Origin of the sequence: Hymenobacter chitinivorans DSM 11115 (genome assembly GCF_002797555.1) — a bacterium.
GTDB classification, from domain to species: domain Bacteria; phylum Bacteroidota; class Bacteroidia; order Cytophagales; family Hymenobacteraceae; genus Hymenobacter; species Hymenobacter chitinivorans.
The window spans coordinates 37,459-58,100 of sequence record NZ_PGFA01000002.1 but is presented as its reverse complement, the minus strand read 5'-3'; the positions used below and the strand labels follow the sequence as shown (position 1 = coordinate 58,100).

General features: G+C 63.7%; 16 protein-coding genes. 10 read left to right on the top strand and 6 right to left on the bottom strand.

Features of this window, described 5'->3' with window-relative positions:
- Positions 1-259: 259 nt before the first annotated feature.
- On the top strand, positions 260-1,498 hold the full coding sequence (locus CLV45_RS13860) for a dipeptidase (RefSeq protein WP_100337072.1): 1,239 nt from the start codon (positions 260-262) through the stop codon (positions 1,496-1,498).
- Positions 1,499-1,575: 77 nt separating this feature from the next.
- Here CLV45_RS13860 and CLV45_RS13855 read toward each other — a convergent pair whose 3' ends face one another.
- On the bottom strand, positions 1,576-2,307 hold the full coding sequence (locus CLV45_RS13855) for an energy transducer TonB (protein WP_157807487.1): 732 nt from the start codon (positions 2,305-2,307) through the stop codon (positions 1,576-1,578).
- A 181-nt stretch (positions 2,308-2,488) separates the two neighbouring features.
- Complete coding sequence (locus tag CLV45_RS13850) at positions 2,489-3,271, bottom strand: energy transducer TonB (RefSeq protein WP_100337070.1); 783 nt, start codon at positions 3,269-3,271, stop codon at positions 2,489-2,491.
- 158 nt (positions 3,272-3,429) lie between these two features.
- On the opposite strand from CLV45_RS13850, the gene CLV45_RS13845 reads away from it, so the two are divergent.
- Complete coding sequence (locus CLV45_RS13845; protein WP_100337069.1) at positions 3,430-4,047, top strand: HAD family hydrolase; 618 nt, start codon at positions 3,430-3,432, stop codon at positions 4,045-4,047.
- Between the two features lie 437 nt (positions 4,048-4,484).
- Here CLV45_RS13845 and CLV45_RS13840 read toward each other — a convergent pair whose 3' ends face one another.
- On the bottom strand, positions 4,485-5,180 hold the full coding sequence (locus CLV45_RS13840) for a DsbA family oxidoreductase (protein ID WP_100337068.1): 696 nt from the start codon (positions 5,178-5,180) through the stop codon (positions 4,485-4,487).
- Positions 5,181-5,244: 64 nt separating this feature from the next.
- On the opposite strand from CLV45_RS13840, the gene CLV45_RS13835 reads away from it, so the two are divergent.
- Positions 5,245-5,799, top strand: a complete 555-nt coding sequence (locus tag CLV45_RS13835) for a YdeI/OmpD-associated family protein (protein ID WP_170061868.1) — start codon at positions 5,245-5,247, stop codon at positions 5,797-5,799.
- Between the two features lie 70 nt (positions 5,800-5,869).
- Positions 5,870-6,556 carry a hypothetical protein gene (locus CLV45_RS13830; protein WP_100337066.1) on the top strand — a complete coding sequence of 229 codons (687 nt, stop codon included), beginning with the start codon at positions 5,870-5,872 and terminating at the stop codon, positions 6,554-6,556.
- A gap of 9 nt (positions 6,557-6,565) precedes the next feature.
- Here CLV45_RS13830 and CLV45_RS13825 read toward each other — a convergent pair whose 3' ends face one another.
- Positions 6,566-6,961, bottom strand: a complete 396-nt coding sequence (locus tag CLV45_RS13825) for a hypothetical protein (RefSeq protein WP_157807486.1) — start codon at positions 6,959-6,961, stop codon at positions 6,566-6,568.
- Positions 6,962-7,272: 311 nt separating this feature from the next.
- On the opposite strand from CLV45_RS13825, the gene CLV45_RS13820 reads away from it, so the two are divergent.
- Both CLV45_RS13820 and CLV45_RS25555 read left to right on the top strand, forming a co-directional pair.
- The gene (locus tag CLV45_RS13820; protein ID WP_100337064.1) at positions 7,273-8,277 is read left to right on the top strand and encodes an aldo/keto reductase; all 1,005 of its coding nucleotides are present in this window, start codon (positions 7,273-7,275) and stop codon (positions 8,275-8,277) included.
- A 73-nt stretch (positions 8,278-8,350) separates the two neighbouring features.
- Positions 8,351-9,394: a ferredoxin--NADP reductase gene (locus CLV45_RS25555; protein ID WP_100337063.1), complete on the top strand. Its 1,044-nt coding sequence runs from the start codon at positions 8,351-8,353 to the stop codon at positions 9,392-9,394.
- Between the two features lie 355 nt (positions 9,395-9,749).
- On the opposite strand, the gene CLV45_RS13810 is transcribed toward CLV45_RS25555, so the two are convergent.
- Positions 9,750-10,331 (bottom strand): fasciclin domain-containing protein, encoded by a 582-nt coding sequence (locus tag CLV45_RS13810; RefSeq protein ID WP_100337062.1) that lies wholly within the window; start codon positions 10,329-10,331, stop codon positions 9,750-9,752.
- Between the two features lie 168 nt (positions 10,332-10,499).
- A complete protein-coding gene (locus CLV45_RS13805; RefSeq protein WP_100337061.1) occupies positions 10,500-13,382 on the bottom strand; it encodes a TolB-like translocation protein in 2,883 nt (960 codons plus the stop codon).
- 221 nt (positions 13,383-13,603) lie between these two features.
- Between CLV45_RS13805 and msrA the strand changes: the two genes are divergently transcribed.
- From msrA to CLV45_RS13785, 4 genes are all read left to right on the top strand, one after another.
- Entirely contained in the window at positions 13,604-14,266 is a 663-nt protein-coding gene (gene msrA, locus CLV45_RS13800; RefSeq protein ID WP_100337060.1) for a peptide-methionine (S)-S-oxide reductase MsrA, read from the top strand.
- A gap of 323 nt (positions 14,267-14,589) precedes the next feature.
- Positions 14,590-18,447 (top strand): PAS domain-containing sensor histidine kinase, encoded by a 3,858-nt coding sequence (locus CLV45_RS13795; RefSeq protein ID WP_100337059.1) that lies wholly within the window; start codon positions 14,590-14,592, stop codon positions 18,445-18,447.
- A gap of 65 nt (positions 18,448-18,512) precedes the next feature.
- The gene (locus CLV45_RS13790; RefSeq protein ID WP_100337058.1) at positions 18,513-19,670 is read left to right on the top strand and encodes a methionine aminotransferase; all 1,158 of its coding nucleotides are present in this window, start codon (positions 18,513-18,515) and stop codon (positions 19,668-19,670) included.
- Between the two features lie 160 nt (positions 19,671-19,830).
- Entirely contained in the window at positions 19,831-20,640 is an 810-nt protein-coding gene (locus CLV45_RS13785) for an amidohydrolase (RefSeq protein WP_100337057.1), read from the top strand.
- The last annotated feature ends 2 nt before the right edge of the window (positions 20,641-20,642 follow it).

Here is a 20,642-nt window from a genome sequence, read left to right as displayed (position 1 = left end):
TACCATTCCCATCCTTGCAAAAGTTATACTACCTCGCTTCCAAGCACTTTTTCATTCAACGGCATTTTATACCAGCCGAGCCAAAACTACTCGTCATGCAGAATTATTTTTCAAACGCAAATCATTACTAACTAGATATTTACATAAAAATACATATTTCCTCTTCTTAGCCCATCAGTGGTAGGCTGGGCACTAATGATTAATTTTGAGGGCTGACAGTATTCAGCACCCTGATTTTATGCAAAATTCTTACTTCCGTATGCTGCCCGTTCTGCTGGCCCTGCTCAGCCCCGGGCTGGGCCTGGCGCAGAAGCCAGATCCGGCGTTGGTGACCAAGGCCAACACGATTCACAACCAGGCTTTCGTGCTCGACTCGCACCAGGATACGCCCATCAACCTGGTGAAGCCGGGCTTCGACATCAGCAAGGACCACGACTCCCAGGAAGCCCAGGTAGATCTGCCCAAAATGCAGCGCGGCGGCCTCGACGGCGCTTTCTGGGCCGTGTACCTGGGCCAGGGCCCGCGCACCCCCGAAGGCAACGCGGCGGCCAAGCAGGAAGCCCTGACCATTTTCAACGCCATCCGCTCCACCATTCAGGCGCATTCTTCCGCCCTGGATTTGGCCACCACCGAGGAGCAGGCCCTGCAGATTCGGCGGGTGGGCAAGCGGGCTATTTTCATCGGGATGGAAAACGCCTACCCCATCGGGCAGGACCTGGGCTCGTTGAAGTCGTTCTACGACTTGGGCGTGCGCTACATCACCCTCTGCCACGGCTCCAACAACGACATCTGCGACTCGGCCACTGACCCCACCGGGCCCGAGCACCAGGGCCTGAGCGCCTTCGGCAAGCAGGCCGTGGTGGAAATGAACCGCCTGGGCATGATGATAGACGTGTCGCACGCCTCCGATTCGACCTTTTATGACGTGCTGCGCCTGACCAAAGCCCCCATTATTGCGTCGCACTCGAGCAGCCGGGCCCTGAGCAACGTGCCCCGCAACCTGAGCGACGACATGCTGCGGGCCCTGGCCAAAAACGACGGCGTGGTGCAGCTCAACCTCTACAGCGCCTACGTGAAAACCGAGGCCAAAACGCCCGAGCGCCTGGCCGCCGAGCAGGCTTTCTTCGCGAAGTGGAACATCAAGAACTTCCTGAACGTGTACGGCCTGCCAGCCGCCGAGCAGCAGCAGGCCCAGGCCGAGCTGCTCCAGCTGGAAGCGCAATATCCGGTGGCCCTGGCCACGGTGCAGGATGCGGCCAACCTGATTGACCACGTGGTCAAAGTAGCCGGCATCGACCATGTCGGCATTGGCACCGACTTCGACGGCGGCACCCGCCTTACCGGCCTGGCCGACGTGGGCGAGCTGCCCGCCCTGACCCTGGAGCTGGTCAAGCGCGGCTACTCGGAAAAGGATATCAACAAGATCTGGAGCGGCAACCTGTTTCGGGTAATGAAGGCCGTGGACAAGGCCCGGGCCCTGGTGACCGTGAAAAAGTAAGCACGACTTACCCCGTAGTATTGCCAAAGGCCGGCTTCCCGAGGGAAACCGGCCTTTGCTTTTGGTGATGCACCCTATTAGCGGGCCGGCGTCACGGTGGGGGCGCCCAGCTGAAACTTGACCGGAATGACGCACTCCACGGCCACGGGCTGCCCCGTCACCTGCGCCGGAATCCAGCCGTTGGCCAGGCTTTGCACCACGCGCAGGGCTTCCTCGTCGCAGCCCGCCCCGATACCCTGCGTGACATGGTAATCGGAGCAGGTGCCGTCCTTGCCGATGGTGAAGGCTACCTGCACGCTGCCACTCACGCCACTGCGCATGGCCTGGGGCGGGTAGCGCAGCAGCATCATTTGGCCGGAAATGGCCGACGAGCCCCCGATGTACAGCGGGGCCACGTCGGGCCAGGTCTGGCCGCTGGCGGTGGGCTCCCGCAGCGTTACCGACAGGCTCTTGCTTTTGCCGGGCCGCGCGTACACCAGCTGGCGGGCGTCGTAATCGTACTTCTGCTCCAGCTCACCCTTGGTGGTGTAGAATTCCCAGAGGCCGGTGCGCTGATCGTTCTGGTAGGCGCCCTTGGCTACCACGGTAGTCCCGCTGAAGTCGTAGCTGGTCCAGATGCTGTCTTTGCGGCCCTGGGTGTAGTGGCCCTGGGTAGCCAACGCCAGCTGCCGGCCCCGGTATAAGGTGTAGGAGCCATGCTTTACCGCTTTGTCGGATTTGAGCACGTAGTACACCTCGTTGGAAATGGGCGTGGTGCTGTAATTGGTGACTTTCTTGGTTTGCTGCCCGAAGCCGCGGAGCGGGGCCATAAGCAACAGCAGTGGTACGAAAGCCAACGGGGCAAGACGGATTGAACGCAAGGACATTAAGGCAATAGAAATAGGAGTTGAAGACGGTATGCTTGAGCCAGGGGCCGGGCCAGCCGGCTCCGCCTTCTTCAAAGATACCTTCCGACCCTGAATCAGCCCAACGCGCGGCGCATTTCGGCCGCTACATGCGGGGCTGAATGCCGAGAAACTTCATGGTAAAGAGCACCTCGGTGGCCACCGGCTGCCCGCCGTACTCGGCCGGAATCCAGTGGTTGGGCAGCTTCTTGAGCATGTCGAGCATGGCTTGGTCGCAGCCGCCGCAGCTGCTGGGTATCACGCGCCAGTTCGAGACGTGGCCATCGACGCCGATGGTGCCCACGACCTGCGCTTCGCCATTGACCCGGCCCATTACGCCAATGCGCGGAAACTGTACGGTCATGTAGTGACCCTGCAAGGCAGACATGCCCCCAATGTACTGCGGTTCGATGTCGGGGCGCTGGGGGCCGCCGTCGGGGCCGGGTGTGGGCAGGCGCGCCAGCACCCAGCCCTGCTGGCCCTCGGGGCGGCTGAGCAGCACCTGGTGCGTGGTGTAGTCGTACTGTTGGCTCAACATACCGGTGCGCGTATAAAAGGTCCAGACGCCCACGGGCTGGTCGTCGTGGAAGGCGCCTTTGACCAGCACCCGGCCAGTTTCCGGGGCATACTCGGTCCAGGTGCTGTCTTTGCGGCCCTGGCGGTAGTAGCCCACCGCCACGGGCTGGGAGCTGGAGTTGCGGTGCACCTCGTAGCGGCCGTGGCGCACGTTTTTGTCGGACTTGAGCACGTAAAATACTTCCCGGAGCCATTGACCGTCGGCTTTGGTCACTTTGCGGGTTTCCTGGCTAAAGCCCAGCAACGGTAAAGCCAGCAGGGCACCGGCCAGCAGCCCGCGGACAAGCGAAATAATGGGTAAGGAGTAGGCCATGAAGGAGGCGGTAATAAGGTAGGATTGAGTAGGAATAAAGAACTTTGCCCGCCCGGCATAATGCCGCGCCGCGGACGGGCCGGTCAAATGTAAAACATCCGGCCCGGCCCGCAAGTATGCCGAATCGGGCCCACGGCCTTTCCTTTTGTTTTTTCGCTATGACTTCCTCCCCCATTACCACCATCGTTTTCGACCTGGGCGGCGTGCTCATCGACTGGAACCCGCGCTACCTCTACCAGAAGCTCATTGCCGACGAGCAGCAGATGAACCACTTCCTGAGCACCGTCGCCACGCCCGACTGGAACGAGGAGCAGGACGCGGGCCGCAGCCTGGCCGAGGGCACGGCCCTGCTGGTGCAGCAGCACCCCGAGCACCGGGAGCTGATTGAGCACTTTTATGGGCGCTGGCCCGAAATGCTGGGTGGCGCCATTCCGGGCACCGTGGACGTGCTGACCGAGCTGCGGGCCAGTGGCCGCTTCCACTTATATGCCCTCACCAACTGGTCGGCCGAGACGTTTCCGGTGGCGTTGGAGCAGTTCGAGTTTCTGCACTGGTTCGAGGGCATCGTGGTGTCGGGCACGGAGAAGTCGCGCAAGCCCTTTGCCGACTTCTACCACACGCTCTTTACCCGCTACAGCATCGAGCCGGGCCAGGCCCTGTTTATCGACGACAACGAGCGAAATATTCTGGCCGCCCAGGCCGTGGGCATGCAAACGGTGCATTTCCAGTCGGCCGAGCAGCTGCGCCGGGAGCTGACGGCGCTGGGCGTGCTATAAGGAGTACGAATTCGGTAAAAAGGATTACCACTCGTCATCCTGCATAATGCCGCGCTTCGAGAAGCAGCCGCCTTACGCCGCGTTGGTAGGCCCCCGCTTCTCGTTTTGCAAGCCTGGTAACGCTCCGCTTCTCGAAGCGGAGCCCTTTTGGTAGTTCAAAAAGTAAGCCGCTTCTACTCGCGAGGCACTACCGGAACCCATGAAGGGCGCCGCTTCTACTCTCGAAGGCCTTCAGCACGTATAAAAATGCCTCGAGACTTGTCCCGGGGCATTTTTATACGTGCTGAAGCCCGTCGGGACTTGTCCCGAAGCATTTGTGGAACCGGGGAAGGCCGTCGGGACTTGTCCCGGGGCATTTTCAGGAATTTTTAAACTACAACGGCCACTTCCCGCCGGGGAAGTGGCCGTTGTGGAGGCATATACGGGCCGGGCGCGGCTTAGCAGTTGCTGCCGTCCAGGCCGCAGGCGTCGCCGGAGGCCAGCACGGTGGGGGCGGGGTGCTTTTCTTCCCACACTTTGTCCAGCACTTCCAGAAACAGCTCACTGGGCTGGGCGCCGGATACGGCATACTTGTCGTCGAAGACGAAGTAAGGCACGCCCCGCACCCCGATTTGGCGGGCCTGGTACTCGTCGTGGCGCACGTCCTGGGCGTAGGCGTCGGTTTGCAGCGTGGCCCGCACCTGGGCCGGGTCGAGGCCGATTTCGGCGCCCAGCTCGGCCAGCGTGTCGAGGTCATCCACGTTGCGGCCCTCGGTGAAGTAGGCGGCCAGCACCCGTTCCTTGGCCGCATCCTGCTTGCCGTGGTGGGCGGCCAGGTGGATAAAGCGGTGGCCCAAGAAGGTATTGACGGGCTGCATGTGGTCGAAGTCGAACTCCAGGCCCACCTCGCGGGCCACCTGCCCCATGTGCTGGTTCATTTGGCGGCCCTGCTCCACCGACATGCCCTTGCGCTCGGCCAGCAACTGATGAATGCTTTGGCCGGGCTTGGTTTGCATGGTGGGGTCCAGCTCAAAGCTGCGCCAGACGATGTCCAGCTCGGCGCGGTGGGGAAACTGCGCCAGCGCGGTTTCGAGGCGGCGCTTGCCCACGTAGCAGAACGGGCACATGATATCGGACCAGATTTCTATTTTCATGTCTCAAAAGGATTTTGCAGGCCTAATAAGCCGGAAGTAGCTTAAATGTTTGCCGGGTGCTTACTTGCGCCTAACACCCGCCGCCCCGCCCGGGGTTCACGCCGCTACCTCGCCGCCCATGCCCACCCCCGAATCATTCTGCGCCTTTGAGGCCCCGCTCGAAGCCGGCGGCCCCAGCTTTATGCCCACCCAGATTGTGCGGGTGCCCCCGCTGGTGCTGGCCGAGCTGGGTCCCAAGGCCAAGCGCCTGACGGGTTCCATCAACGGCTACCCCATCCGGCTGGGCTTGCTGGCCCTGGGCAACGGCGAGAAGGGCATCATGGTCAACAAGGCTACCTGCAAGGCCGCCGGGCTGCGCCTGGGCCAGGTGGTAGCCGTGCAGCTGGCCCTTGACCCCACCCCCGACACGGTGGACCTGCCGCCCGAGCTGGCCGAGGGCCTGGCCGAGTGGCCCGAGGCCCAGGCGGGCTTCGAGCGGCACAACGTCAGTATGCGGCGGGCCATAGCCTACCACGTGAGCAGCGCCAAGCAGAGCGAAACCCGCCTCAAGCGCACCGTGCAGCTGCTGCAACGCCTGGCCGTGGGGGCCCACCCGTTTCGGGCCCGGCCGGGAGAATAACCCGGCCTCCCTGTTCGTTTCCCGAACCCAAAGCCGGATATTTGCCCACCACCTTCCTGCCCCCACTGCTATGATTCGTTCCGGTTTGTTTGCCCTGCTGCTCCTGGCAGCTACCGCCTGTAGTCAACGCAGCTACAGCACCCGGGAGCTGGTGCCCCAGGCCCTGAGCCAGCACAAGCTGGTCGCCATTCTGCCCTTCGACGTGCAGCTCGACAAACTGCACCTGGAGCCCATTGCCTACGTGGGTACCGACGTAAGTCCGGAAGAAGTGGAAAAGCGCCGGCAGCGCTGGGAGGCCAAGCAGCAGGAGCAGCGCAAAGTAGTGGCTTACCAGCTGCAGCAGGAGCTGCTCAGGCAACTGGTGCTGCGCCAGACCAAGCACCCTTACTCGGTGCAGTTTCAGAACGTGGCTGAAACCAACAGCCGCCTGGAGCGGGCCGGCATTACCTACGCCAACCTCAACGACCACAGCATGGCCGAGCTCAAGGCCGCTCTGGGCGTGGATGCTGTTTTGTCGGGCGAAACGTCCTTGTTTCAGCCCCTGCCCAATGGGGTGGCCGTGGCCCTGCTGATGCTCACCAACGTTGGCGTACCCCAGAGCGAAGTGCTGACCAACGTAACCATTCACGACTGCCAGAGCGGGGAGCTGGTCTGGAAGTTCGACCACCAGCAGGTAGGTGAGCTAAGCGCCAGCCCGGCTACCCTGGCCCGGGTGCTGGTCCGCAACTCGGCCCGCACGTTTCCCTACCGCCGCTAGAGCGGCCCGCTACTGGTGCTGCAACCACTGCTGGGCCAGGTCCAGGTCTTCGAAGGTCCGGGCTACGGGGTGGGTTACCAGGTCCAGGGCGTGGTCAACGGAAAAACGGCCGTACAGATTGGGGGAGTACACCCAGGCTATGTAGCGCAGGCCCGCCGCGTAGAGGTGCGGAAACAGACTTATCTGCTGCCAGTCGGGCTTTTCGAGCCACATATCGGTTACGAGCCGGTTGTCGTTGAGCAGCTTGGAGCTGCCCGCGGTCCGCACGCACGCCAGAACAGCCTCGCCACCTTCCCGGGCCCGGGCCAGACTGATGGAGCCGTGCCACTCGGCCAGCAGCCAGTGGTGGCGGGGGTCGTAGCAGATGGCCAGAAAGGGCAGCTCGTGAAGAATGCGTAAGGGCATGGGCTGGGCAAAAAAGCGGATAACAAGCACCAGATGCCGCCGCACGGCCGCAGGGTAATTGCCGAAGGTAAGCAAATCAGGCTGGTGGCCGGGGTGCCACGCCCCGGCTGCCCGGCCACGCCTTCACCGGGCAACACCCCGGCCCAGCTCCGCTACCGGCGCCGGCCGACGGGGCAAGGAGGCCGGAAAGCCCGAAAGCTACGGGCCCAGATCAGGCTCGGCCGTAACCTTCGGGCCGGGCCGGCGGTTAGTCAGGCTATGGCTGGCCCACTGGTGGCCGGCCTTTCCGGAATCATTTTTACAAAAGCAATATGGAGTACAAAGAGTTAGGCAACTCGGGCGTGCACGCCTCGGTTATTACGTTTGGCAGCTGGGCGGCCGGCGGCTGGATGTGGGGCGGCACCGAGCAAAACGACGCGGTGGGCGCCATTCGGGCCTCCTACGATCTGGGCGTGACGTCCATCGACACGGCCCCGATTTACGGCATGGGTTTGAGCGAGGAAATTGTGGGCGAAGCCATCAAGGGCCTGCCCCGCGACAAGGTGCAGATCCTGACCAAGTTTGGCATGCGCTGGGACTTGCCCGAGCCCCGGGGCGACTTTGGCTTTAAAACCAAGGACAACAGCGGCCACGACCTGGACGTGTACAAGTACGCCGCCCCGGAAAGCATCATCAAGGAGTGCGAAGACAGCCTGCGCCGCCTCGGCACCGACTACATTGACCTCTACCAGATTCACTGGCCCGACGTGACGACGCCCATCGACGCGACGATGGAAGCGGTGAGCCGGCTGGTGGAGCAAGGCAAGGTGCGGGCCGTGGGCGTGAGCAACTACTCGGCCCAGCAGATGGCCGAAGCCGAAAAAACGGTAAAGCTGGCTTCCAACCAAGTGCCCTACAGCATGGTGCGCCGCGACATTGAGAAGGAAGTAGTGCCGTATTCCATCGAGCACAACAAGGCTATTCTGGCGTACAGCCCCCTGCAACTGGGCCTGCTGACGGGCAAAATCAAGCCCGGCCAGCACTTCGACGCCAGCGACCTGCGCGCCACGCACCCGCTGTTCAAGCCCGAGTTCGTGACCCGCGTCAACGCGTTTCTGGACAAAATCCGGCCGATGGCGGAAAGCAAGAACGCCAGCCTCTCGCAGGTGGTATTGCGCTGGACGCTGGCCCAGCCCGGCATTACGGTAGCCCTGGTGGGGGCCCGCAACGCCGAGCAGGCCGTGCAAAACGCCAAGGCCATCGACGTAAAGCTCTCCAGCGAGGAGCTCGACTTTATCAGCAAAGAGCTGAGCCAGCTGCAGCCGGCCAAGGCGTAAGCGGCCGGAATTGTGCGTAGAATAAGGCCGGGAAACGTATTTCCCGGCCTTATTTTTTTGTCTCTTGCCCGGCATGACTTCCCCCTACATTCCGCTCACCATCCGCGCCATCCGCCCGGAAGCCCCCGACACCAAGAGCTTCGTGCTGGAGCCGCCGGCCGGCACCGTCCTGCCCTACCAGCCCGGCCAGTACCTGACGCTGGTGCACACCCGGCACGGGCAGGAAGCGCGGCGCTCCTACTCCATCAGCTCGGCCCCGGCCCTGCACGAGCCGCTAACCATTACAGTCAAGCGCGTCGACAACGGGGTGGTGTCGCGCTACCTCATTGACCAGGCCCAACCCGGCGACGAGCTGCACACGCTCGGGGCGGCCGGCTTTTTCACCTTGCCCGACGATATTAGCAGCTACCAACAGCTGATTCTGCTGGCGGCGGGCAGCGGCATCACACCGTTGTTTTCGGTGCTCAAAACGGTGCTGCACGCGGTGCCCCAGCTGCGGGTTTTGCTCGTGTACAGCAACCGGAACGAGGCCAGCACCATTTTCGGGGCCGAGCTGCGGGAGCTGGCCCGGCGCTTCCCCAGCCGGCTACATCTGGAAATGCTCTTCAGCACCGACCCGAACCTGGCCCGGGCCCATCTGCACAAGGAACTGCTGGAACAGCTGGTGGCCCACTACGCGCCCGGCCCGCCAGCCGCCACACTGGCCTACCTGTGCGGCCCGCTGAACTACATGCGCATGGGCACCTACGGCCTGCACGAAGCCGGCCTGCCCCTGAGCCACATCCGGCGGGAGCTGTTCAACACCGCCACGGCCACCGTGCCCCACAGCATCCCGCCCGATACCGAGGCGCATGAGGTGCGCATCCGGGTGCGCGGACAGGAGCACACGCTGCGGGTGCAGTACCCGCAAACCATTCTGCAGGCGGCCAAACAGCAGGGTCTGGTGCTGCCCTACAGCTGCGAGGCCGGGCAGTGCGGCAACTGCGCCGCCCGCTGCACCGCCGGCACCGTCTGGATGGCCAACAACGAAGTACTAACCGACCGGGAAACCGCCCGCGGCCTGGTTTTGACCTGCACCGGCTACCCCGTGGGCGGCGACGCGGCGCTGGAAATCTGAGGTGGGCACTGCCGTTGTTTGGTCTGTGCTGTTGTTTATTCTGCTGGCCCGCGTCTGTCATCCTGAGCAGAACGCGGGACCTGCCTCGCCTTTGTGACAAGCCTGAGTAAATGTAAAAAGCCTCTTCCTGCCTGCGTGGAAAAGGCTTTTTACGTTGGCAGAAACTTCACTGGGGTAGGTGAGGAAGGCCCTTCGCAAGCTCAGGATGACAGACGCGGGCCAGCAGAATAAACAACAGGGCAGCTGAAGCGCGGCCGGCTTCGGTGCGCTTACCGCAATAAAAAAGCCCGGCTCAAGGAGCCGGGCTTTTTCGAGGAGGAAATCTACCAGTCGTAAGGAGACTTCCTTACGTGACTTAGCCTTTGGGCATCAATACTTTGTCGATTACGTGAATCACGCCGTTGCTCTGAATCACGTCGTAGGTCGAAATGCAGGATACGTTGCCTTTCTCATCGGTCAGGACTACGTTTTTCGGGCCGTTCATGGTGGCGTACAGGGTGCCGCCGCTTACGGTTTTGAGCGTAGCCGTGCCTTTACCGGCTTTGATGGCAGCCATGATTTTCTCGGCCGTCATGTTGCCGGCTACCACGTGGTAAGTCAGAATTTTGGTCAGCGTAGCCTTGTTCTCGGGCTTTACCAGGGTTTCGACGGTGCCAGCGGGCAGGGCGTTGAAGGCGGCGTTGGTGGGGGCAAATACGGTGAAGGGGCCTTTACCCTGCAGGGTTTCGACGAGGCCAGCGGCTTTTACGGCGGCTACCAGCGTGGTGTGGTCCTTCGAGTTCACCGCGTTTTCCACGATGTTCTTGTTGGCGTACATGGCTTCACCGCCGACCATCACCGTACCGGCGGGCGTCATCTTGGCCTGGGCCGAAGCCGACTGAACACTGGCAGCGCCCAGCAGGGCAACGAGGGCGAGGGAAAACAGATTTTTTTTCATGGTTCGTTTTGCAGAAAAAGGTTGGGGTCGGAACTGCGGGCACTTACGCAGCCCCTTTCCCCACCGGATTTCAGAACCAGAATATTTCTTTGTTGAGCTTGGTGTTTTCAACGGCTCAGCGCGTCATCAAACAACTATCAATCAACACCATAACAACCACCAAAAAAATCAGAAGCCGATATCCAGCACCAGGGGCTGCACCTGCCACACCCCGGTGCGCACGTTGTAGATAGTGCGGAACCCAGCTTCGAGCGGGGTGCGCAGGCGCAGCGGGTTAAAGACGAACGTCACGTCGAGGCCGGCCGTGCGGCCAGCCGTCTGGTAAGCACTAGCGCCAGTGCTGCGGCCCACGGCGGCGTCGAAGAAGCCCATGGCCTTGACGCGCTGCACGTAAAGCACCCGGCCCAGCTCCCAGTCGGTATCGGCCAGGGGCAGGCGGTACTCCACGCTGCTCACGAGCAGCTTGTTGAAGCTCACGTAACCTTCGCCGCGGGGGTAGAATACGGCCGGGCTGAAATCGTACCTCTTCTGGGGGTTCGGGTCCCGGTCCTGCTGCTGGTAGCCGGCGCGCAGGCGCAGCGAGTGGTGCTTGCCCGCCCCGGGCAGATACAGGCTACCAAACGCGGCCCACTGCCGGGCCTGCAGGCCGGTGCTAAAGGGCGTGTCGCGCCAGGAAGCCGTCAGGGCCTGCCCCCAGCGCGGGGCCACGTCGCGCTTACTCTGCTTGAGCACGTGGGAGTATGCCAGCGTACCGTTCAGAGCGTGCAGGCTGCGCCCAAACCCGACTTCGGTGATGCGGCGCGTTGGCAAGTTGTAGCCCTGCACCAGCTCGCCGCTGTAGTAGGCGCCCAGCGTAAGGGCCTGCTGGTACTTGGAGCGGGTCAGGTTGAACGGCAGCCGGGCCCCGGCCGTGAAACGGTTATAGGTCCAGCTGTCGGTGGCGCCGTCCCGGGTCAGGTGGCGCCCCCCGCGCTGAAAGCCCGCATCCAGCACCGGATACAAACCCTGGTAGCTCACGTTGGCCGACACGTTGGCCGTGCGCTCCACGCCGTCGTAGCCGGCGGCCACCACGGCCTGGGTGGTGTTGAGCAAATCCTGGGACCGGACGCCCACACTGAAGGCCTGCCCGGTGGGCGCCTGAATAATGCCCCAGCTAAAGGTGTTGAAGGCGTGACTCAGGCGGTGGTAGGGCGTCACGGCCAGGGGCGTAGCCGCACTCACGCTCGAATCGGGCAGCACCGTGCCGATGGTGCGGGTGCCGGGCTCCTGGCTCAGCAGCGGGTCGGTGTAGGCCGCGGGCCGGGCCGGCGCCGGAGCCGCCACGGGCCAGAGCTCGGGCTGCAAGGGCATTTCGACCACCTGCGCGCCTTCGGCCCGGAAGTCGTGGAAAGCCAGGTGGCGGCCATCGGGCGACACGGCGGCGTGGTAGGCGCCCAGGGGCCGGGCCGTAACCTGCCGCACCTGCCCCGAGCGGGTATCCACGGCGTACACGTTGTCGATGCCCGACTGCGGGGAGTTAAAGAGCACATAGTCGCCCCAGGGCTGGGGGTGGCTCAGGTTGACGTTGGCGGCCGGCACGAGCGTCTGGTGCTGGCCGGTTTCGGTGTCGATGCTTTCCAGCATTTTGCCGGCCGGCTGCAGCGTCACGACGACGATGGAGCGGTTGTCGGGGCGCCAGCGGGGCTGCTGGTAGAAGTCGTTGGTGGGGTTGGGCAGCACCCGCTTTTCCTGGCCGGTAGCCGCGTCGAGCACCACGAGCTGGTTTTGGTAGTCGGTAGTGGCCCGCACGGCCAGAATCAGGCGGCCGTCGGGCGAGAGGGCCGCGTTGGTGTAGCGCTGCCGGGAAGTGAGCCGGGTAAGCTGCCCGCTCTGCAGGTCCAGCACCCGCAGGTCGGAGTACACCTGCTGGCCCCAGCGCACCCCGGGCCGGAATTCGGGCCAGCAGGCCTTGCCCCCGCCCACCGACAGCATTTCGGGGTTGTTGAACAGGCCCTGCACGAACACGCGCTTTTCGGGGGCGTCGCGGCGCAGCAGCACCAGCTGGGAAATGTCGCCCAGCCCGCTTTTCACGGCCAGCACCGTGTTGTCGTCCACGTATTGCGGGTATTGGTACTCCGTGAAAACGCCCGGCTCCGTCTTGGTTTGAAACGGTGTGACGGGCGTCAGTTTTAACTCCTGCTGCCGGGCCCGCCACAACGAGTCGAGCTCGGTCATGGTGCGCGCGTAGAGATCGTCGGTGCGCAGCTGTCCGCCGGCGCTCAGCCGCAGCTTATCCGAAAACGAGAAGGGGTAAATCGGAAAGCGGTAGTAGCGGTTCAGCACGTCGCTCCAGGCCGTGGGGCCGCGGCGGCGCTTGAAGTTGGTGGTCATGAAGTAGCCCAGCACGTAGTGGTTGGGCACATTGTCGCGGAAGGAGCCGGCCACGGCCTTGCTGTAGCTGAAGTGCCGGCCGGCCAGCAGGTTGGCCCGCAGGCCGAGGTCGAAGTAGGGAATCCGGCCCCGGCCGCTGCGGGTGAGCAGGGTTTCGGTGCCCACCGCGTCGCCCTCCCAAAACCAGTCGGGAATACCCAGGGCCACGGTGCCCAGACCGGCGTAGCCGAAGAGCTGGTAGGCCAGGCGGCCCAGGCCCTGCTGACCTTTTTCGTACTGCACCACGTGGCGGTCTTCGTGCACGGCCAGCAGGTCGAGCCAGCCCAGGGTACCGGCCAGAAACGGGTCCTGGGGCGGGGTGGTGAAAAACTCGGAGTGGCGCGGAATCAGCGTGACGAAGCCGTTGCCGACGGTGGTCTGGTTTTGGAGCACCACCGTAATGGGCCGGGGCTCTTTTTCCAGGGAGGCACTCACCGGGCCGTACACCTGCTCCAGGCGCAGGGCCGTGCGCTGGGCCTGGGCCGCAAAGTTCTCGGGAAACAAAACCTGGAAGTGGGGCGTGCGCACCTGCTGCCAGCGCAGGGCGGCCGGGTTCTGGGGCAGCACCGGCAGCGCGGGCTGGGCCTGGGCCGGCAAAAAGCGCAGCGTCGCGGCCAGGGCCGCCAAAAGATACTTGTGCATTAATTCGACGGAAAAAGCGCGGCCGGTCAAACTCGCTACTCTCAGGCAATGCGGAGTAGCAAGCAGACCAAAACAAAACGGGGCTCAACTGGTCTGACAAATTTAACGGCAAACCTGACACTTACCGGCCCGGAACGCCCCAGGTCTAAACCGCGTTGCCACAACAAGCTCACCTGGTTGAGCTACGTCCAAAAACCCACCGCTTTTCGTAGATAGTCCCGATGAATCAACTAAGAATATACCTCCTGGGCCTGGTGCTGGTGCTGACCGCCTGCACCCAGAACCGCTCCGACGCCCAAACCTTCCGCCGCTCCACCACCGGCGGGGCGCCCCAAAACCTCAACGGCCTGGCCGTGGCCACCTTTGCCGGCGGCTGCTTCTGGTGCACCGAGGAAATCTTCGAGGAGCTGCGCGGCGTCAAGCAGGTCGTGTCGGGCTACGCCGGCGGCCCCGAGCAGAACCCGACCTACGAGCAGGTGGGCAGCGGCCAAACCGGCCACGCCGAGTCCATTCAGGTGTACTACGACCCCAAGGTAGTCAGCTACCAAACCCTGCTCGACGTGTTTTTCCTGGCCGGCCACGACCCGACGACCCTCAACCGCCAGGGTCCGGATGCCGGCACCCAGTACCGCTCGGTGGCCTTTTACCGCTCGCCCCAGGAAAAGCAGCTCATCGAGGCCACCATCAAGCGGGTGGATGCTTCCAAGCACTACAGCTCGCCCATCGTAACCCAGGTGCGGCCCTTCACCGTGTTCTGGCCCGCTGAAGACTACCACCAGGGCTACTACCGCCTCCACCCCGACAACCCCTACATCCAGTCGGTTTCGACGCCCAAAATCGAGAAGTTCCGCAAGGCGTTTAAGGACAAAATCACTACGGACTAACTACGGCATCCCGGCGGGCCTTCCCGCCGGGATGTTTGTTGGCCCCTGGGGTGTACCGCAGGTTAGCTTTCCGGTAAGTGAGGAATCGGGTGGCCGGACACAGGACCTGCCGCGGGCTACTCGCAGTTACACCATCAGAAAAAAAATATCGATGGTGTAACTGGGCCCCCACATCGAACGGGGTGCGGGTTATGTCGCCGGCCCGGGCTTTATTCGGGTCGGTTGTGCTTGGTTGGCCGCCCGCCGGCTTATATTTGCTCAGGGTGCTTCCCGGCCGTCGTCTGGACCGAAGAAATCTCCTGCTCCTTACTCTGTGAGATTCTATGCCTGCCGAAGCCGTTGACTTCCACCTCATTTTTGATTCCCTCCCGACGCCGCACCTGATTTTGTCGCCGGCGCTGGTAGTGGAAGCCGTAAATGAGGCCATGTGCCGGGTACTGCACCGCCCGGCCGCCGAGCTGGTGGGCCGCGACGGGCTAACCATTCTGCCGGCTTCGGCCACCGGCCCCGAGCACACGGCTACGCTCTGGCGCACGGCCCTACTGCACGTGCTGGAACGCCGCGAAACCCGCACGCTCGACATTCAGCGCTACGACATCATGCGCAGCTCGGGGGCGGTAAGCACGCAGTACTGGCAGGCCACGCTGCGGCCGGTACTGCAGCAGGGGCAGCTGCGCAATATCGTGTGCCGGGTGCTCGACGTGACCGACCAGGTGCTGGTCCAGGAGCAGGGCAATTTCAGCCGGGAAAGCTTCAGCCTACTCACCCAGGCCACCCACGACGCCATCTGGGATGCTGACCTGCGCACTGGCGCGGTGTGGCGCAACGAGATGTTTACGGCCCTGTTTGGCCACCCGGTCCAGGCCAGCGGCACCTCCCAGCTCTGGCTCGACCACCTGCACCCCGACGACCGGGCCGCGGTGGAAGCCCAGCGCGCCGCCGCCTTTGCCGGCCCCGACTCGGTTATTACCAACGACTACCGCTTCCGCCGCGCCGACGGGTCCTGGGCCGAGGTGCTCGACCGCGCCTACATCGTGCGCGACGCCGAGGGCCGGGCCGTGCGCCTGCTCGGGGCCATGCAGGACGTAACCCAGCAGCGCCAGGCCGAGCGGCTGGCCCAGCAGAACGCGGCCCGCTTCCAGGTGCTGGCCGAGGTGCAGCAGCAGCTGATCTGGACCACCGACGCCGCCGGCGAAGTGGACTACATCAACCCGTTCTGGGAGCAGTATCTGCATTCGTCATTGGACGATGCCCGCCAGAACGGCTGGCAGCACCACGCCCACCCCGACGACTTTTCCACGGTGCGGGCCCTGCGTCAGCAGTGCGTCGAGTCGGGGGAGCCGTTTGAGCGGGAAGTGCGGCTGCGCGAGGCCGCCAGCGGCGAGTACCGCTGGTTTCTGGCCCGCGCCGTACCCGCCCTCGATGCCCAGGGCCGTATCGTGCACTGGGTGGGCTCGGCCACCGACATTCACCACCAGAAAAACACCGAGCAGTTCCTGCAGCAAACTATTTCCCAGCTCGACCGGCTGCTGGAATCCCTGCCCCAAATGGCCTGGACCTCGCGCCCCGACGGCGGCGTGACCTACTACAACCAGCGCTGGTTCGACTTTACCGGCGGCTCAATGGCCGAGTTGCAGGAATGGGGCTGGGAACGGTTTATTCATCCCGAGGACCTGCCCACCACCTTGGCCAGCTGGAAACAGGCCCTGGCCGCCGGCACCCGCTTCGAGGCCGAACACCGCTGGCGGAACCTGCGGGGCGAATACCGCTGGTTTCTGGCCCGGGCCGAGCCCATTCAGGACGAGGCCGGCAACATCATCCTCTGGGTGGGAACCAACACCGACATCGAGGAAAGCCGGCAGATGCGCGACCAGATGCAGCAGAAAGACCGGCTGCTGCGCCGCATCATGGGCCAGATTCCGGCCAATATTGCCACCCTGCTCGGGCCCGACCACCGCATCGGCTTCGTCAACGATGGCATGCAGCGCCTCTACGGCAGCCGGGCCGTGTCGGGCCTGAAGATTGCCGAGGCTTTTCCCGAAGTCGAGGAGCAGGGCTTCGTGGCCCTGATGGACCAGGTGTACCACAGCGGGCAGGCCTACTACGGCACCGAGCAGGTGACGCTCATTGAAAACGAGCAAACCGGCCAGCCCGAAACCCACTACCTCGATTTCACTTACCAGCCCCTGCTCGACGAAAACAACACGGTGCAGGGCATCCTCATCTTTGCCGTGGAAGCCACCGAGCGGGTGCTGGCCCGGCGCCGGGCCCAGGCTCTGGACGCGGCCGTGCGCCTGCGCGACGAGGAAATGCGCACCATGACCGAGGCCCTGCCGCTGATAACTTACATCAGCGACCCGCAAGGCCAGCCCCTGTACATGAGTCCGCAGTGGTTTGCCTACACCGGCCACGACCCGAACGACCCTGACCCCCACGCCTGGGAACAGGCCTTTCACCCCGAGGACATCGTGCGGCCATCTTTCCTGGAGGCTGCCGCCCAAAAGAACGTCTGGTACCAGGAGCTGCGCCTGCGCCGCCACGACGGGCAATACCGCTGGCACCTGAGCCGGGCCGTGCCTGCCCTCGATGCCCAGGGCAACGTGCTGCGCTGGTTTGGCTCTTCTACCGACATCCACGAGCAAAAGCAGATTCAGGCCAGCCTGCGCTGGAGCGAGGAGCGCTACGAGCTGGCCGCCCTGGCCACCGACGACGCCATCTGGGACTGGGACCTGCTCACCGACGAGCTGACCTGGACCCCGGCCATTGAGCGGGTGCTGGGCTACACCGCCGCCGAGATGGAAGCCGTGGTTTCGTGGTGGGGCGCACGCATCCACCCCGACGACGCCGAGCGGGTGCTGGCCGGTATTCACCACGCCATCGACCACGGCCACACTGACTGGCAGGACGAGTACCGCTTCCGGCGCGCCGACGGCACCTACGCCCAGGTATTCGACCGGGGCCACGTGGCCCGCGACGCCGGGGGCCGGGCCGTGCGCATGATCGGGGCCATGCAGGACGTGACCCAGCAGCGCCAGGCCGCCGCCGCCCTGAGCCAGCGGGAGGAGGAGTTTACGGCCCTGGCCAACTCCATGCCCCAGCTGGCCTGGATGGCCCATGCCGATGGCCACATCTACTGGTACAACGAACGGTGGTACGCCTACACCGGCACCACCCTGGAAGATATGCAGGGCTGGGACTGGCAGAAAGTGCACCACCCCGACTACCTGGCCGACGTGCTGGAAAGCTGGCGTGCGGCCCTGGCCACCGGGGAGCCCTGGAAAGACACGTTTCCCCTGCGCAGTCACGACGGGGAATACCGCTGGTTTTTGTCGCGGGCCCAGCCCATCCGCAATGCCCAGGGCGCCATCGTGCGCTGGATTGGCACCAATACCGACGTGACCGAAACCCAGCGGGTGCAGCAGCAGCTCAAGCAGCAAAACAACGAGCTGCGCCGCATCAACGAGGACCTGGACAACTTCGTCTATACCGCCTCCCACGACCTGAAGCAGCCCATCAACAACATGGCCGGCATCTTCGAGGAGCTGACCCGCACGGCCTACTTCCGCGACCCGGACGCCATCAAGCTCATTGCCATGTTTGAGCGGGCCCTGCACCAGATTTACGACACAATTTACAACCTCTCCGAGCTGGTGCAGGTGCAGAAGCTGCGCCACGAGCTGCCCACCGAAACCGTGCAGCTGGAGGCCCTTACCCGCGAAGTGCTCAGCAGCATCGGCGAGCAGCTGGCCAACGTGCGTGCCATCGTCACCACTGACTTTGACCCGGCCCCGGCCGTGGAGTTTGTGCGGCCCAACTTGCAGAGCGTGCTTTATAATTTGATCAGCAACGCCCTGAAATACGCCACCCCGAAGCGTACCCCGCGCATTCACATCAGCAGCACCCGCGCGGATGACCACGTCGTAATTGCCGTGCGCGACAACGGCCTGGGCATTGACATGGAACGCTACGGCAACCAGCTGTTTCAGATGTTCCGCCGTTTCCACGACCACGTGGCCGGCTCGGGCATGGGCTTGTACCTGGTCAACCGCATCGTGCAAAGCTACGGGGGCCGCATCGAGGTGACCAGTGAGCTGGGTAAGGGCTCCACATTCCGCATTCATATTCCGCTGACCGGCCACCCGCTGGCTCCCGCTCCCGACGAGCAGCTGATGCTGATTTAGCCCCGGCGGCCCCAGCAATTGCCGGGGCCGCTTGGGTTTCTTGCCGCCAGTCCGTATGCTTGCGTATGCCCGTACCGCTTCTCCCGTCCAAGCTGCCCGATGTCGGCACCAGTATTTTCTCGGTTATGTCGCAGTTGGCCGCCGAGTGCGGCGCCATTAACCTGGCCCAGGGCTTTCCCGACTACGACCCGCCCCAGGCCCTGACCGAGGCCCTGGCCCGCCACGCCCGCACCGCCGGCCACCACCAATACGCGCCCATGCCCGGCCTGCCGCGGCTGCGCGAGGCCATCAGCCACAAAACCGCCGCCGTCTACGGGGTGCCCGCCCCCGACCCCACTACCGAAATTACCGTCACCAGCGGGGCCACCGAAGCCCTGTACGCCGTGCTGGCCGCCGTGGTGCGCCCCGGCGACGAAGTATTGGTGCTGGAGCCCGCCTACGACCTATACGGCCCGGCCATCCGGCTGCAGGGCGGCGTGCCGGTGTACGTGCCGCTGCGGGTGCCGGAGTTTACGCCCGACTGGGACCTGGTACAAGCCGCCCTAACGCCCCGCACCCGGCTGGTGATGATAAATACGCCCCATAACCCCTCGGGCGCGGTGCTCACCCTCCAAGACCTGACTACGCTGGCCGGGCTGCTGGCCGATACCGACGCCTTTCTGCTCAGCGACGAAGTGTACGAGCACATGGTGTTTGACGGGCAGCAGCACGCCAGCGCCCTGCAGGTGCCGGCCTTGGCCGAACGCAGCTTCGTGCTCTCGTCGTTTGGCAAAACATACCACGCTACGGGCTGGAAAGTGGGCTACTGCATTGCCCCGCCCCTGCTTACGGCCGAAGTGCGCCGCGTGCACCAGTTCGTAACTTTCGCCGTGAGCACGCCCGCTCAGCACGCCCTGGCCGACGTGCTGCTGGAGCCCGAGCAATATGCCACGCTGCCGGCTTTCTACCAGCATAAGCGCGACTTGTTCGGGGAGCTCATGGCCGGTTCGCGGTTTGAGCTGTTGCCCACGCCCGGCTCCTACTTTCAGTTGGCCCGCTACCAGTCGATTTCAAGTGAGGGCGACGTGGCCTTCGCCCAGCGCCTGACCCGCGAATCGGGGGTGGCCGTCATTCCGGTGTCGGCTTTTTACCACGACGGGCTGGACCACGGCCTGATCCGGTTTTGCTTTGCCAAGCGCGACGATACCCTGGCCCTGGCCGCCGAGCGTCTGAGCCAAATCTAGCGGCACCGTAGTGGCCACCTGAGAATAATCGGTGATATTGCCGGAAACCGGTGCGAAAAAGGAAGGAACGATTGATAAATATCTTGCATTATTCTTTTTATAAGCAGTATATTTCTCAGTAGAACACTCAGCCCTTTTTCCTACCTCAACCTACTGCACTGTGTCTGATTTAACCGTTTCCTTCGTCCAAGCCTCCCTGCAATGGCACGACCCGGCCGCCAACTGGGCCGAACTCGGCCAGCATATCGAGGAAATTTCGATTCCGACCGACCTGATCGTGCTGCCGGAAATGTTTACGACCGGCTTCAGCATGGACGCCGCCAACCTGGCCGAAACCATGGACGGTCCTTCCGTGGCCTGGATGAAGCAGCTGGCCGCCTCCCGCGACGCAGTAGTCACCGGCAGCATCATCATTCGCGACCAGGACCAGTACTTCAACCGCCTGCTGTGGGTGCGGCCCGACGGTATGCTGAGCTACTACAACAAGCGCCACCTGTTCGGGGTGGCCGGCGAAAAAGACGTGTACACGGCCGGTACCGAGCGGCTGGTAGAAGAGTGGCGGGGCTGGCGCATCTGCCCGCTGGTGTGCTACGATTTGCGCTTCCCGGTCTGGAGCCGCAACTCGGCCACCGCCCCCTACGACTTACTGCTGTACGTGGCCAACTGGCCCGCCTCGCGCCGCACCGCCTGGATTACGCTGCTGCGGGCCCGGGCCATCGAGAACCTGGCCTACACCATCGGCGTCAACGTGGTGGGTATTGATGGCAACAGCCTGGCCTACGCCGGCGACTCAGCCCTGCTCGACATGCGCGGGGAGTATCTGGTGGAAGTCGGCAACCACGAAACCAGCATCACCCGCACCCTGCGCCGCGCCGACCTGGAAGCCTTTCGGGAGCGGTTCCCGGCCCTGCACGACGGGGATGCTTTTTACCTCGGGGAACCGGTTTCGGCTCTCACGCACCAGGAGTAGAC